Source organism: Streptococcus oralis, assembly GCF_026782125.1.
Lineage (GTDB): Bacteria > Bacillota > Bacilli > Lactobacillales > Streptococcaceae > Streptococcus > Streptococcus oralis_CE.
Genome location: NZ_JAKUVY010000007.1, coordinates 1 through 12,132, shown reverse-complemented (window position 1 = coordinate 12,132; position 12,132 = coordinate 1). Strand labels below are relative to the sequence as shown.

Genomic DNA, 12,132 nt, shown 5'->3' with positions numbered 1-12,132 from the left:
ATCTATTCGAAAAACAATTCGAAAATGAACAATTCATTCATTTTTATTTTAAAAACCACCTAATGAACCACGGATAAAAACCGGTAATATACATAAACGTTCCTCCTTTTTCTTTCTCATCTCTTTATTCGCAATTTCTACTAAAAGTTTCTCTTTTTTCTGCAAATAAAAAACAACATGACTTGCATGTTGCTTTTGGCTATATTTTACCTTTAATGGTTTCGATTACATCTGTTACACTTTGAAGATGGTCAATTTCCTCATCGCTAATTTCGATTCCAAATTCATCTTCTAGCGTCAAGACGAACTCCATCAAGTCCACTGAGTCTGCATCGAGGTCGTCCTTCAGACTTAAGGCTTCTGTTACGACAAAGTTTTCTCCCTGTCTTTCTTGGATAATGGTCACGATACGATCAAAAATTTCTTTGTTTGTCATCTGTTATTCTCCTGAAAATTCACGCTCAGTCTGAGCAACTACGTCTGTTTCTAGCATGGTACGAATCTGGCGAATCGTACTGTACACAGCCTTGGCATCACTTGAGCCATGGGTCTTAACAACAGGTGCTTTGACACCAAACAAGACCGCTCCTCCAACATCTGAATAGTTAAGCTGCTTTTTCAAACCTTTCAAACTATCTTTAAGAAGAAGGGCACCAAGTTTTGCTCGAAGCCCACCACCTGTAATAGCTGTCTTGAGCAAGCCCATAATCCCCATGGCTGTACCTTCGATAGATTTGAGCACTGCGTTTCCCGTGAAACCATCTGTTACTACTACATCAGCCACTCCCTCCATCAGATCACGCGCTTCCACGTTTCCAATAAAGTTCAAACTTTCATCAGCTACTAGCAAGTCATAAGTTTCCTTACGAAGCGGGTCTCCCTTGCTACTTTCTGTTCCGTTGTTGAGCAAACCAACACGTGGTTTTGCAATCCCACGAACATTTTTAGCATAAAAGGAGCCGAGAACAGCGTATTGGTGGAGGTGCTGGGCTGTGTTTTCTGCATTGGCGCCGAGATCGAGCATATCAAACCCTTTGCCATCCATAGTCGGCAAGGTAGACATGAGCCCAGGACGGTCGATATTCTTGATACGACCCACGATGAAGAAACCTGCAGCCAACAAGGCACCTGTGTTGCCAGCTGAGAGGACAGCGTCTGCTTCTCCCTCTTTGACTGCCTTAGCTGCTAATACCATACTAGCATTTTTCTTCTTACGGATAGCCTTTGTCGGCTCATCGTCGGAATCAATTTTTTCATCCGTATGGATGATACTAACGCGCTCTGTGGTTGTTAGATATTGCTTGATTTCAGCTTCATCTCCGTAAAGTTGAATCTCAATATCTGAAAAGTCAGCTAGGGCTTGATTGACACCCTCAACGATGGCTTGGGGTGCATAATCGCCACCCATAGCATCTACTGCGATTTTTTTCATTTGTCTTCCTCTTTTAGTAATTGTCCCCAGTCGGCTAGGGAATCAATAAATTTTTTTGATTTTAGGTGAATCCCGACATACTCTTCATAGATCTGATCCATAAACTTGCGCAAGTCTTGTTTGATTTGAGATTTGAGCGAAATGGTTTCCAAGGTCTCAAAATCAATGGCTTGAAATTGATTGAGCAGATAAGGGATGTTGGGATTTAGATGACAACGTCTCTCATCTTCGTGATAATGCTCTGGACAGAGGCAGGCTCCATATTTGAAAGAAAAGTCAAAGGCCTGACCTACCCGATGGCAAAAGACACACTCATTAAAATTAAGGCTGATTCCAAATCGAGTCAAGATTTGAATTTCAAAAATATTGGTTAAGACCTGATAATCTATGCCTGCTTCCATCAACTCCAGAGTCTTCCTCAAGAAAGCAAACAAGGGAGCATCCTGCTGATTATCCTGCAAACTAGCATCTGCAAGGGCAGCCACATAGGTTGCATAGGCCATGACAAAAAGATCACTATTAATCTTGGGAAAGGTCATCACCTCATGGTAGTCCTCGATGTAGCTAAGACCGTCATCATTGATGCGCAAGAGAAATCGTGCCAACACCAAGGGCTGAATAACAGGAGCTAGTTTGGACTGGCCAGCGTGTTTGACGAAAAACATGCGCTTGCCCACCTGCTCGGTAAAGATCTTGACTAGCTTGTCATCCTCACGAAAGTTACGATTGTAGAGTACGAGACCTTGACTCGTGATAGACTGAATCATGCTTCTCTCATGTACTCCTCAAGTCGCTTCATGGCCTCACTGATCGTTTCCATGCTGGCTGCATAAGACAGGCGAACATAGCCTTCTCCGTAACGCCCAAAGGCGGCACCAGGGATAAAGGCAACAGCCTTCTTCTGAGCAAAATCCTTCAGAAAAGCAAAGGAGTCTTGATTGTAACCTGCTGGAATCTTAGCAAAGATATAGAAGGCACCGTCTGGTTTGATAATTTCAAAACCAAGAGCAGTCATCTTTTCGATGATATAATCTCGACGCTGGATGTATTCCTTCTTCATAGGCTCTGCGTCGTTTTTACCAGCGGTCAAAGCCTCCACCGCAGCATGTTGAGCCATGGTATTTGCGGCAGTAACCAAATATTGGTGACTCTTGATTAACTGAGCTGTGAAAGCTGCAGGAGCAAAGATAAAGCCTAAACGCCAACCTGTCATAGCATGCGATTTAGACAAGCCATTGATAATAATAGCCTGGTCTCTCAGCATAGTTCCCAGAGATACATGGGCTTCGCCTGTATAGGTTAATTCTGAGTAAACCTCATCACAGACAACAAAAATCTCATACTTGCGTAAAACGTCTGCCAAGGCTTCCAACTGCTCCCGACTATAGGTAATTCCTGTCGGATTGGCTGGATAGTTGAGAATAACTGCTTTGAGCTTGTCCCCTTGCTCCAAAATGGCCTTTTCCAACATTTCAGGAGTCAAGACAAAACCATTTTCAGTTGTATCAATCTCGACAATCTCTGCCCCAACTAGATTGACAATCGGCTCATATCCTGGATAGGCAGGAGCTGGCAAGAGCACCTTGTCCCCCTCTTCCAAAATAGCCGTCAAAGTAGCAGATAAAGCCTCTGTCGCCCCAATTGTAACTAAAATTTCATTTTCAGGATTATAGTCTAGCTGGTATTTTTCTTTTACAAAGTCGCTAGCAGACTGGCGCAAGGTCAGTAAACCGCTCATCCCTGTATAGTAGGATTGGTTCTGATCAATGGCTCGCTTGGCTGCTTCCTTGACATGATCTGGCGTTGTAAAATCAGGTTCCCCCAAGGTCAAACGCAAGACCCCAGGAATCTCCGAAATAGCCTGATCAAACTGGCGAATCAAGGAAACTTGAATCTTGTCTAACTGTTTATTAAAGCGCTTGGTTAAGTCCATAGATATCCCCCTTGCTTACAGAACATAGTACTATTATACTACAAAAGCTCCCTGACCGCAAAATCCATCTGAAACCCGCATTTTTCACTTTCTGTTTTACTTTTCTTCTCGACAGGACTATAATAATAAGTGCTTATTTTCGGAGGTTTATATGTCATTTTTATCAAAAAATGGAGCAGGAATCTTGGCCTGCCTTCTCATTTCTATCATATCTTGGTTCCTGGGAGGATTTTTCCCCGTCGTGGGTGCACCTGTCTTTGCAATTTTTGCTGGAATGCTCCTCCACCCCTGGCTCTCACCCTACAAACAACTAGATGCAGGTTTGACCTTTAGTTCCAAGAAATTGCTCCAGTATGCCGTTATCTTACTCGGTTTTGGTCTCAATATCTCGCAAGTCTTCGCAGTTGGAAAATCTTCACTCCCTGTCATCCTTTCCACCATTTCTATTTCCTTAATCGTCGCCTACCTCTTCCAGCGTTTCTTTGCGCTAGACACAAAACTAGCTACCTTGATTGGAGTGGGGTCTTCTATCTGCGGTGGCTCTGCCATTGCTGCGACAGCGCCCGTTATCCATGCCAAGGAAAAAGAAGTTGCCCAAGCCATTTCCGTTATCTTTTTCTTCAATGTCTTGGCTGCGCTCATCTTTCCAACTCTGGGAACCTGGCTTCACTTATCAAATGAAGGCTTCGCCCTCTTTGCAGGAACTGCAGTCAATGATACTTCTTCTGTGACGGCTACCGCCAGCTCCTGGGACAGTCTTTATCAGACCAATACCCTTGAGTCTGCAACCATTGTGAAACTCACGCGCACCTTAGCAATCATTCCTATTACGCTCTTTCTCTCCTACTGGCAAAGTCGCCAGCAAAAAAACAACCAAGATTTCCAACTAAAAAAGGTCTTCCCACTTTTTATCCTTTATTTCATCCTAGCCTCTCTCTTAACGACTCTTCTCACCTCTCTCGGTGTGTCTAGTAGCTTCTTCACCCCTCTCAAACAACTCTCCAAATTCCTCATTATCATGGCCATGAGTGCTATCGGTCTCAAAACCAATCTGATTGCCATGGTCAAATCCAGCGGGAAATCCATTCTTCTCGGAGCCCTTTGCTGGATTGCCATCATCCTCACCAGCCTTGGTATGCAAGCATTGATTGGTATTTTCTAACACAAAAGGTAGCCTACTGGCTACCTTTTTATTGTTCAAGAATTAAACGTGTATGTTCTCTCTTAATACAGCGATTCATCACGATGTCATCGCATCCTCCAGCACGCAAGATTTCTTCCGCTTCTAGGCTTTCAAGTCCCAGTTGTGCCCAAAAAATCTTAGCATCCGCCTTGAGAAAATCACGCGCCACATCTGGTAAAAACTCGCTACGTCGGTATACATTGACGATATCTACAGGGAAAGGAATTTCAGCTAGGCTTGCATAGGCCTTTTCTCCCAAGATTTCGCCACCTGCAGCCTTGGGATTAACTGGAATGATTTTATAGCCCCGAGCCTGCATTTCCTTAGTCACTCGATTGCTAGTTGTTTCTTCACGATCGGACAAGCCCACTACCGCTAACGTTTTACTGGTTGCAAGATACTGACGGATCACACCATCACTTGGATTGATAAATTCTTGGCTCATAGAAATCCTCCTTTTTTCTCAGTATAGCATATTTTGAAAAGGCTTGCAGATTTTGACTATAAAAATCTCCTAGCAAGAAAAGAAGCCTGCTAGGAGTTCTGTCTACTTCAAGTGAAAGATTAAATCTTTTTCTCAATACAAAATAGGGGAGAAAGAGGACGTTTTTCGTGAATACGGATAATAGCATCGCCCAGAAGATGAGCAATCGAAATTTGTTCAATCTTATCAATCAAACGCTCTTCTGGTAGGTAGATCGTATCCAAAACAACCAATTTCTTAATAGCTGATTTTTGGATATTGTCCATAGCTGGCCCCGAAAGAACTGGATGCGTACAGCTTGCGTAAACTTCAACAGCACCTGCTTCAGCAAGAGCATCTGCCGCATGACAAATAGTTCCAGCTGTATCGATCATATCGTCAATCAAGATACAAGTCTTACCTTCTACCTTACCAATGATGTTCATCACTTCACTGGTATTCATCTTGTCTACACTACGGCGTTTGTCAATAATCGCAATCGGAGTTTTCAAAAACTCTGCCAATTTACGAGCACGAGTCACCCCACCATGGTCTGGGCTGACAACCACGTAGTCAGAGCCAACCATGCCACGACGTTCAAAATAGTCCGCAATCAATGGAGCACCCATCAAGTGATCTACGGGAATATCAAAGAATCCCTGAATCTGTGCAGCGTGCAAATCAATCGTCAACAAACGATCCACTCCAGCAACTTCTAGCATGTTTGCAACGAGTTTTGCAGTGATTGGCTCACGCGCGCGCGCCTTTCTATCCTGACGTGCATATCCATAGTAAGGCATAACAACGTTGACAGATTCTGCACTAGCACGCTTCAATGCGTCCACCATAATCAAAATTTCAAGTAAATTATCATTTACAGGTGAACTAGTTGATTGTAGGATAAAGACGTGTTTTCCACGGATTGATTCTTCAATGTTGACCTGAATCTCCCCATCTGAAAATTGGCGAACAGTCGATTTCCCCAACTCTATCCCAATTTCTTGCGCCACACGCTCTGCCAATTCTCTATTAGAAGAAAGGGCAAACAGCTTTAAATCAGAAAAAGACATGATTTCCTCCGGTATTTATGTATCACTTGTTTTTTACACAACATTTTCCATCTACCATTGTAGCGCTTTTTCCTTTATTTTTCAATCAAAAATAAAACAAGAGCAAACATTTATACCCTCGTTTTATGCTATTTTATATTAGCTATATTAAAACTAAAAATCCTACATTTTAACAATCAATTTTATGCTAGGATGAAATTTTTTCGAGACAAAGTTAGCATACTTCTCTCATACTTCCTGTATCCACATCATAGACAGCACCTGAAATAACCACATCATCAGGAATCAGTGGAGATTCTCGAAGCAATTGCATATCCTCTCTCACACTCTCTTCAACATCCTGGAATGGTAAAAAATCTTGATCAGACACATCAACTCCGAGCTCGTGTTTCAAATGTTCATGAAAACTTTCATTTTGAAAGGTTTGAGCTCCACAGTCTGTATGGTGAAGCACCACGATTTCTCTTGTCCCCATTTGTTGCTGGGAAATCACCAGTGAACGAATCATGTCCTCAGTTACTCGACCACCCGCATTTCGCAAGATATGAGCATCCCCAAGGGCCAAACCTAGAGCTTGCGCAACGTGTAGACGTGAGTCCATACAGGTCACGATCGCTACTCTGGTTTTGGGTTTAAGTGGCAGATTTAACTGCCCATGTAGGGCAACATAAGCCTGATTGGCTTGCATAAACTGTTCAAAATACGACACGATTCCCTCCTCAAAAATTTGATAATCAAATATTTCTCCTATCTTATCATTTTTAAGAGAATTTGTCACGGATTATGCAAAGACCTTTTTCAAAACTTCCTGAATAGTCGTCACACCAATAACTTCAATTTCCTTGGGTGGAGTGATTCCTGTCAAGGAATTCTTGGGTACATAAATCTTGGTAAAGCCCAATTTTGCTGCTTCATTGATACGTTGTTCGATACGATTCACACGCCGAATTTCTCCGGTCAAGCCCAGTTCACCCACAAAACATTCCTGAGGATTGGTAGGCTTGTCCTTGTAACTAGAGGCAATAGCCACTGCAACGGCTAAGTCAATGGCAGGCTCATCCAATTTGACGCCACCAGCAGATTTGAGATAGGCATCCTGATTTTGCAAAAGAAGCCCTGCTCGTTTTTCCAAAACAGCCATAATCAGACTCGCACGATTGAAATCAAGTCCTGTCGTTGTGCGCTTAGCATTTCCAAACATGGTTGGTGTCACCAAAGCCTGAACCTCCGCCAAAATCGGACGGGTCCCTTCCATGGTCACAACGATTGACGAGCCAGTAGCCCCATCCAAACGCTCTTCTAGGAAAACTTGACTCGGATTGAGCACCTCAACCAAGCCACCTGACTGCATCTCAAAGATGCCAATCTCATTAGTGGACCCAAAACGATTTTTGACTGCTCTCAAGATACGGAAGGTATGGTGGCGTTCCCCTTCAAAGTAAAGCACTGTATCTACCATATGCTCCAACATACGCGGACCAGCCAGAGTACCTTCCTTGGTCACATGCCCTACGATAAAGATGGCAATGTTATTAGTCTTGGCCAGCTGCATGAGCTCAGCAGTTACTTCGCGCACTTGAGAAACTGACCCTTGCACTCCAGAAATTTCAGGAGACATAATAGTCTGAATGGAGTCGATGATAAGAAAGTCAGGTTGGATGCGCTCTACCTCCGCTCGAACACTCTGCATATTGGTCTCTGCATAGAGATAAAACTCGCTATCAATATCCCCCAAGCGCTCTGCTCGTAGCTTGATTTGCTGGGCAGACTCCTCACCACTGACGTAGAGAACCGTACCCACTTGAGACAACTGGGTTGAAACTTGTAAAAGAAGCGTTGATTTCCCGATTCCAGGATCCCCACCGATAAGGACGAGACTCCCTGGTACCACTCCGCCTCCAAGTACACGGTTAAATTCCTCCATCTCGGTCTTGGTTCTATTGACATTGATAGACGTTACTTCAGCCAGTTTCATAGGCTTGGTTTTTTCACCTGTCAAAGACACACGCGCATTTTTGACCTTGACAACCTCGATCTCTTCTACAAAAGAAGACCAAGCTCCACAGTTTGGACAGCGTCCTAGATACTTAGGTGAATTATATTCACAATTTTGACACACAAATGTCGCTTTTTTCTTTGCGATGATAAACCTCTTTCTATATCTCTAACTCACACTCAATTACTTGGCAAAAATCAATCTTCTCGTCTGGTACAAATTGGCGCATGAGCATTCGATGAGCGACAACTAGCACTGTCTGGTAGTCTCGGTACTTTATCATAGTTTGCAAAAAACGCGCCTTCATCTCTTCAGCTGTCTCATACTGAATAGGACTATTAGGAAGCAACTCCCCATTGTTTTCTAAAAACAGAGTACGTGCTTTTTCAAAATTCTCTATGCCACTTTCGTAAACCTGCCATTCATGCAATAAGGGTTCTACTCTCAAAGGAAGGCCAGTAGCACAAGTAAGATAAGAAGCCGTTTCTAATGCTCGCGTCACTGCAGAAGACACCAGTATATCAGCTGAGCCAAGCAAAGGATTTTGGCAAAGTTCCTGAGCTTGTCGCCTTCCTTTCTCAGACAAAGGAGCCAAATCTAATCCAAAGTCAGTGTAGGAACACTCCTCTAACTCACGGTAGTCTGGCTCTCCATGACGTACAAAGATAATCTTCATCTTAGTGCCCTGTCGATCCAAATCCACCAGTTCGCACGCCATCTGCCTCATCTCCGTCTGCGATTAAGAAAGGCGCAAAGACAGCCTGAACCACACGTTCACCTACTTCAAGTATCACTTCCTGATCAGTAATATTTTTCATCTGAGCAAAGATATGTCCCTCATTCCCGGGATTGCCATAATAATCCCCATCAATAACACCAACAGAGTTGATCAAGACTAGACCCTTCTTACGAGGGTTTGAAGAACGGTCATAAAGATAGAGCACTTCTGTCGGTTGCATATAAGCCTTGACCCCAGTTGGAACGAGGACGATCTCCCCTGGAGCAATCACAGTGCGTTCCGCAACCTTTAAGTCATATCCCGCCGCATGCGCTGTCTCACGCTTGGGCAACAAATTTTCATCTGTAAAACTCGAAACCAATTCAAAACCACGAATTTTCATATTTTTCTCTTTTCTATTATCATTCATTCTAGGCTATTTTATCTTATTTATTCGAAAAAAGCACGAAAAAAGAGCACACAATTCACACTCGCTTAGGGCTGCTGGATTCCTCCCCTGACCCGCTTCACGCAGAACTGTTGCTCCACTATTTATTATACCACATTCCCCTCGGTTTTTAAAGAGAAATTATTTTTTCCGTCGATTTCGGAAAAAGTCCTGCATAATCGCTGCACACTCACTCTCCAAAACTCCCGTTTCAACCTCTACACGGTGATTGAGACGTTCATCCGTCAAAATATCGTACAGACTCCCAGCAGCACCAAATTTTTGGTTCTTAGCCCCGTAGACCACGTTTTGAATCCGTGCGAGACCAATTGCCCCACTACACATCACACAGGGCTCAATGGTCACAAAAAGGGTGCAATCTAGTAAACGCCAGCTCTCTTCACTCAGATTAGCATTCTCTATGGCCATGATTTCTGCATGCATAACCGCCCGTTGCAACTCCTCGCGCGCATTATGCCCACGGCCAATGATTTCTCTATCCTTGACAATCACACAGCCAATTGGAATTTCATCGTGTTCTAGAGCAATTTCTGCCTCCTTCAAGGCCTCTCTCATGAATCTTTCTTTTTCTTCAACTGTATAATTCATCAATTCTTCCTTTTCCTACTTGTCGATTCTATTATTATATCATGATTCCCAAGATAAAAAAAGCCACCCAATGGGGTGACTTAATAGGGAGATTATTATGAAAAAGAAAAGTTTAGGATATTTGTTACAACAAGTTAGGAGGTCTTCTTGTAACTGCCTATAGTATACCCAACCTGTCTTAAACTAATCTTAAAAATCTCCTATGACCAAACACTTTCTAAAATATTAGTTTGTTCACGACCAGGACCTACTGAGAAAGTTGAGATACGAACACCAACTAACTCGCTTACACGACGAACATAGTTACGCGCATTCTCAGGAAGATCTTCCAAATTACGAACCCCAGTGATGTCTTCTGACCAACCTGGCAATTCCTCGTAGATTGGTTTGCAGCGTTTCAACTGCTCAAGGCTAGCAGGATAGTAATCAATACGTTGACCATCAAGATCATAGGCCACACAGATTTTCACTGTATCCAAACCACTCAAAACATCGATAGAGTTCAATGAAAGATTGGTAATCCCAGATACACGGCGGCTGTGACGCATCACAACTGAGTCAAACCAACCCACACGACGTGGACGGCCAGTTGTTGTACCGTATTCATGACCTGCTTCACGAATGCGATCTCCCACTTCATCAAACAATTCCGTTGGGAAAGGTCCGTCCCCCACACGACTCGTATAGGCTTTACACACACCTACAACCTTGTCAATCTTACTTGGACCAACACCAGACCCGATTGTCACACCACCAGCGACAGGATTTGACGAAGTAACAAATGGATAAGTACCTTGGTCAATATCTAACATAACACCTTGCGCACCTTCAAAAAGCACACGTTTTCCATTATCAAGGGCATCGTTCAAGATTACGGACGTATCTGTCACATACTGCTTGATTTGTTGGCCATACTCATAATACTCTTCAAAAATATCATCAATTGAAATAGGAGTACTGTCATACAATTTTTCAAACAGACGATTCTTTTCCGCAAGATTGCGTTCCAAGCGTTCACGGAAAATATCCTTATCCAAAAGATCTGCAATACGAATTCCAACACGAGCAGCTTTATCCATATAGGCTGGACCAATACCCTTGATAGTAGTCCCGATTTTATTGTCGCCCTTAGCTTCTTCTTGTAGACGGTCTAATTCAATATGATATGGCAAAATGACATGCGCACGATCAGAAATACGCAAGTTATCAGTTGTCACACCTTCCTCATGAAGATAGCTCAACTCTTTCACAAGGGATTTGGGGTTTACGACCATCCCATTCCCAATAACAGAGATTTTTTCAGGAAAGAAAATTCCAGATGGAATCAAGTGCAACTTAAATTTCTTACCATCAATCACAATCGTGTGACCAGCATTATCACCACCTTGATAACGAGCAATTACCTCTGCATTAGCTGAAAGAAAATCTGTAATTTTTCCTTTACCTTCATCACCCCATTGGGTACCTACAACAACAACTGAAGTCATAATAAAATTCGTCTGAGCTACTAGGAGCTCGTCCTTTCTCATATACATGGCAGGAATTTCACCTGCAATTATATCTTACAATTTATTATAAGAAAAAAACACTATTTTATCAAGAAGAAACAGTAGAAAAGATTTGGGTATTCTTCCATTTCTAAATACAAAAGCCTTTGATTATAAGCTAATTCTATATTTTTTAAAATATATCTATAACTATCGTTCGTAATTATGATATAGATACTTCCTATTGGATGAGAGTTGTACCACCTTGCAATAATTTATCTAGATATAGACGATAAGCTGTTCTAAAGTGATATAGAGAAAAGTCCCTATCGCTTTTAATTTTAAATCGGATTAAATAATATAGTAAAAAACGAAGATGAAGTGATTCCCACTCTGAACAACTCTGGCCTAAAGAGGCATATTCTTGTTCAACTAGTTTCAAAAAAACAAATGCTTGGTCATAAAATTTCTGAAGCATATAAAAATTCCCTTTCTTATTAGTAACACTAGTCTAACAAAAAAAGGAACTAAAAAAGCTTCAAATCCTATAAAAGAAGAATTTAAAGCTAAACGAACTAAAAATAAAATAAAGAGGTAATTATAGATTTTAAAGTTAAGATTTGAAATTTCAACAGTCTACTATATTAATAAATAAAAAAACGCTCAATTGAACGTTTCAATCTATACTCCGCCAGTAGGACTCGAACCTACGACATCATGATTAACAGTCATGCGCTACTACCAACTGAGCTATGGCGGATAAAAGCTAAGCGACTTCCATATCTCACAGGGG

14 protein-coding genes, 1 tRNA gene and 1 other RNA gene are annotated in these 12,132 nt (G+C 42.3%); 1 reads left to right on the top strand and 15 read right to left on the bottom strand.

Annotation, left to right across the window (positions count from 1 at the left end; genetic code table 11):
* Positions 1-199: 199 nt before the first annotated feature.
* Genes MK385_RS07945 through MK385_RS07930 form a run of 4 tightly spaced genes read right to left on the bottom strand, consistent with a single transcriptional unit; the run spans position 200 to position 3,365 of the window.
* Positions 200-436, bottom strand: coding sequence for an acyl carrier protein (locus tag MK385_RS07945; RefSeq protein WP_000182270.1), 237 nt, complete (start codon positions 434-436; stop codon positions 200-202).
* 3 nt (positions 437-439) lie between these two features.
* A complete protein-coding gene (gene plsX / locus MK385_RS07940; protein ID WP_268725763.1) occupies positions 440-1,432 on the bottom strand; it encodes a phosphate acyltransferase PlsX in 993 nt (330 codons plus the stop codon).
* The gene (recO, locus tag MK385_RS07935) at positions 1,429-2,199 is read right to left on the bottom strand and encodes a DNA repair protein RecO (RefSeq protein WP_268725762.1); all 771 of its coding nucleotides are present in this window, start codon (positions 2,197-2,199) and stop codon (positions 1,429-1,431) included. The genes plsX and recO overlap by 4 nt, the downstream gene beginning before the upstream one ends.
* The gene (locus MK385_RS07930) at positions 2,196-3,365 is read right to left on the bottom strand and encodes a pyridoxal phosphate-dependent aminotransferase (protein WP_268725761.1); all 1,170 of its coding nucleotides are present in this window, start codon (positions 3,363-3,365) and stop codon (positions 2,196-2,198) included. The genes recO and MK385_RS07930 overlap by 4 nt, the downstream gene beginning before the upstream one ends.
* Positions 3,366-3,516: 151 nt before the next feature.
* Between MK385_RS07930 and MK385_RS07925 the strand changes: the two genes are divergently transcribed.
* Positions 3,517-4,527 carry a YeiH family protein gene (locus MK385_RS07925; RefSeq protein ID WP_268725760.1) on the top strand — a complete coding sequence of 337 codons (1,011 nt, stop codon included), beginning with the start codon at positions 3,517-3,519 and terminating at the stop codon, positions 4,525-4,527.
* Positions 4,528-4,555: 28 nt separating this feature from the next.
* Here the strand turns inward: MK385_RS07925 and MK385_RS07920 are convergent, their stop codons facing one another.
* From MK385_RS07920 to MK385_RS07870, 11 genes are all read right to left on the bottom strand, one after another.
* On the bottom strand, positions 4,556-4,993 hold the full coding sequence (locus MK385_RS07920; RefSeq protein WP_000076478.1) for a CoA-binding protein: 438 nt from the start codon (positions 4,991-4,993) through the stop codon (positions 4,556-4,558).
* Between the two features lie 119 nt (positions 4,994-5,112).
* Positions 5,113-6,081: a ribose-phosphate diphosphokinase gene (locus tag MK385_RS07915; protein WP_000010174.1), complete on the bottom strand. Its 969-nt coding sequence runs from the start codon at positions 6,079-6,081 to the stop codon at positions 5,113-5,115.
* 214 nt (positions 6,082-6,295) lie between these two features.
* Positions 6,296-6,790 carry a beta-class carbonic anhydrase gene (locus MK385_RS07910; RefSeq protein ID WP_002882318.1) on the bottom strand — a complete coding sequence of 165 codons (495 nt, stop codon included), beginning with the start codon at positions 6,788-6,790 and terminating at the stop codon, positions 6,296-6,298.
* Between the two features lie 72 nt (positions 6,791-6,862).
* Positions 6,863-8,224 carry a DNA repair protein RadA gene (gene radA / locus MK385_RS07905; RefSeq protein WP_412079893.1) on the bottom strand — a complete coding sequence of 454 codons (1,362 nt, stop codon included), beginning with the start codon at positions 8,222-8,224 and terminating at the stop codon, positions 6,863-6,865.
* 13 nt (positions 8,225-8,237) lie between these two features.
* The gene (locus MK385_RS07900) at positions 8,238-8,795 is read right to left on the bottom strand and encodes a histidine phosphatase family protein (protein WP_268725759.1); all 558 of its coding nucleotides are present in this window, start codon (positions 8,793-8,795) and stop codon (positions 8,238-8,240) included.
* Entirely contained in the window at positions 8,755-9,198 is a 444-nt protein-coding gene (locus tag MK385_RS07895; protein ID WP_000701979.1) for a dUTP diphosphatase, read from the bottom strand. The genes MK385_RS07900 and MK385_RS07895 overlap by 41 nt, the downstream gene beginning before the upstream one ends.
* A gap of 59 nt (positions 9,199-9,257) precedes the next feature.
* Positions 9,258-9,352, bottom strand: an RNA gene (gene ffs, locus MK385_RS07890) — signal recognition particle sRNA small type.
* A gap of 32 nt (positions 9,353-9,384) precedes the next feature.
* Entirely contained in the window at positions 9,385-9,852 is a 468-nt protein-coding gene (tadA, locus tag MK385_RS07885; protein ID WP_268725758.1) for a tRNA adenosine(34) deaminase TadA, read from the bottom strand.
* Positions 9,853-10,052: 200 nt separating this feature from the next.
* Positions 10,053-11,339, bottom strand: a complete 1,287-nt coding sequence (locus tag MK385_RS07880) for an adenylosuccinate synthase (protein WP_268725812.1) — start codon at positions 11,337-11,339, stop codon at positions 10,053-10,055.
* A 241-nt stretch (positions 11,340-11,580) separates the two neighbouring features.
* Positions 11,581-11,817: a sigma(X)-activator ComW gene (gene comW, locus MK385_RS07875; RefSeq protein WP_125457774.1), complete on the bottom strand. Its 237-nt coding sequence runs from the start codon at positions 11,815-11,817 to the stop codon at positions 11,581-11,583.
* Between the two features lie 208 nt (positions 11,818-12,025).
* Positions 12,026-12,099, bottom strand: a tRNA-Asn gene (locus MK385_RS07870).
* Positions 12,100-12,132: the final 33 nt, after the last annotated feature.

Excerpts from the sequence above, each read along its gene's own strand:
- MK385_RS07895 (WP_000701979.1), bottom strand. The coding sequence starts at position 9,198 with ATGAAAATTCGTGGTTTTGAATTGGTTTCGAGTTTTACAGATGAAAAT.
- MK385_RS07925 (WP_268725760.1), top strand. The coding sequence starts at position 3,517 with ATGTCATTTTTATCAAAAAATGGAGCAGGAATCTTGGCCTGCCTTCTC.
- comW (WP_125457774.1), bottom strand. The coding sequence starts at position 11,817 with ATGCTTCAGAAATTTTATGACCAAGCATTTGTTTTTTTGAAACTAGTT.
- MK385_RS07930 (WP_268725761.1), bottom strand. The coding sequence starts at position 3,365 with ATGGACTTAACCAAGCGCTTTAATAAACAGTTAGACAAGATTCAAGTT.
- MK385_RS07915 (WP_000010174.1), bottom strand. The coding sequence starts at position 6,081 with ATGTCTTTTTCTGATTTAAAGCTGTTTGCCCTTTCTTCTAATAGAGAA.
- MK385_RS07920 (WP_000076478.1), bottom strand. The coding sequence starts at position 4,993 with ATGAGCCAAGAATTTATCAATCCAAGTGATGGTGTGATCCGTCAGTAT.
- MK385_RS07880 (WP_268725812.1), bottom strand. The coding sequence starts at position 11,339 with ATGACTTCAGTTGTTGTTGTAGGTACCCAATGGGGTGATGAAGGTAAA.
- MK385_RS07945 (WP_000182270.1), bottom strand. The coding sequence starts at position 436 with ATGACAAACAAAGAAATTTTTGATCGTATCGTGACCATTATCCAAGAA.
- recO (WP_268725762.1), bottom strand. The coding sequence starts at position 2,199 with ATGATTCAGTCTATCACGAGTCAAGGTCTCGTACTCTACAATCGTAAC.
- MK385_RS07900 (WP_268725759.1), bottom strand. The coding sequence starts at position 8,795 with ATGGCGTGCGAACTGGTGGATTTGGATCGACAGGGCACTAAGATGAAG.
- plsX (WP_268725763.1), bottom strand. The coding sequence starts at position 1,432 with ATGAAAAAAATCGCAGTAGATGCTATGGGTGGCGATTATGCACCCCAA.
- tadA (WP_268725758.1), bottom strand. The coding sequence starts at position 9,852 with ATGAATTATACAGTTGAAGAAAAAGAAAGATTCATGAGAGAGGCCTTG.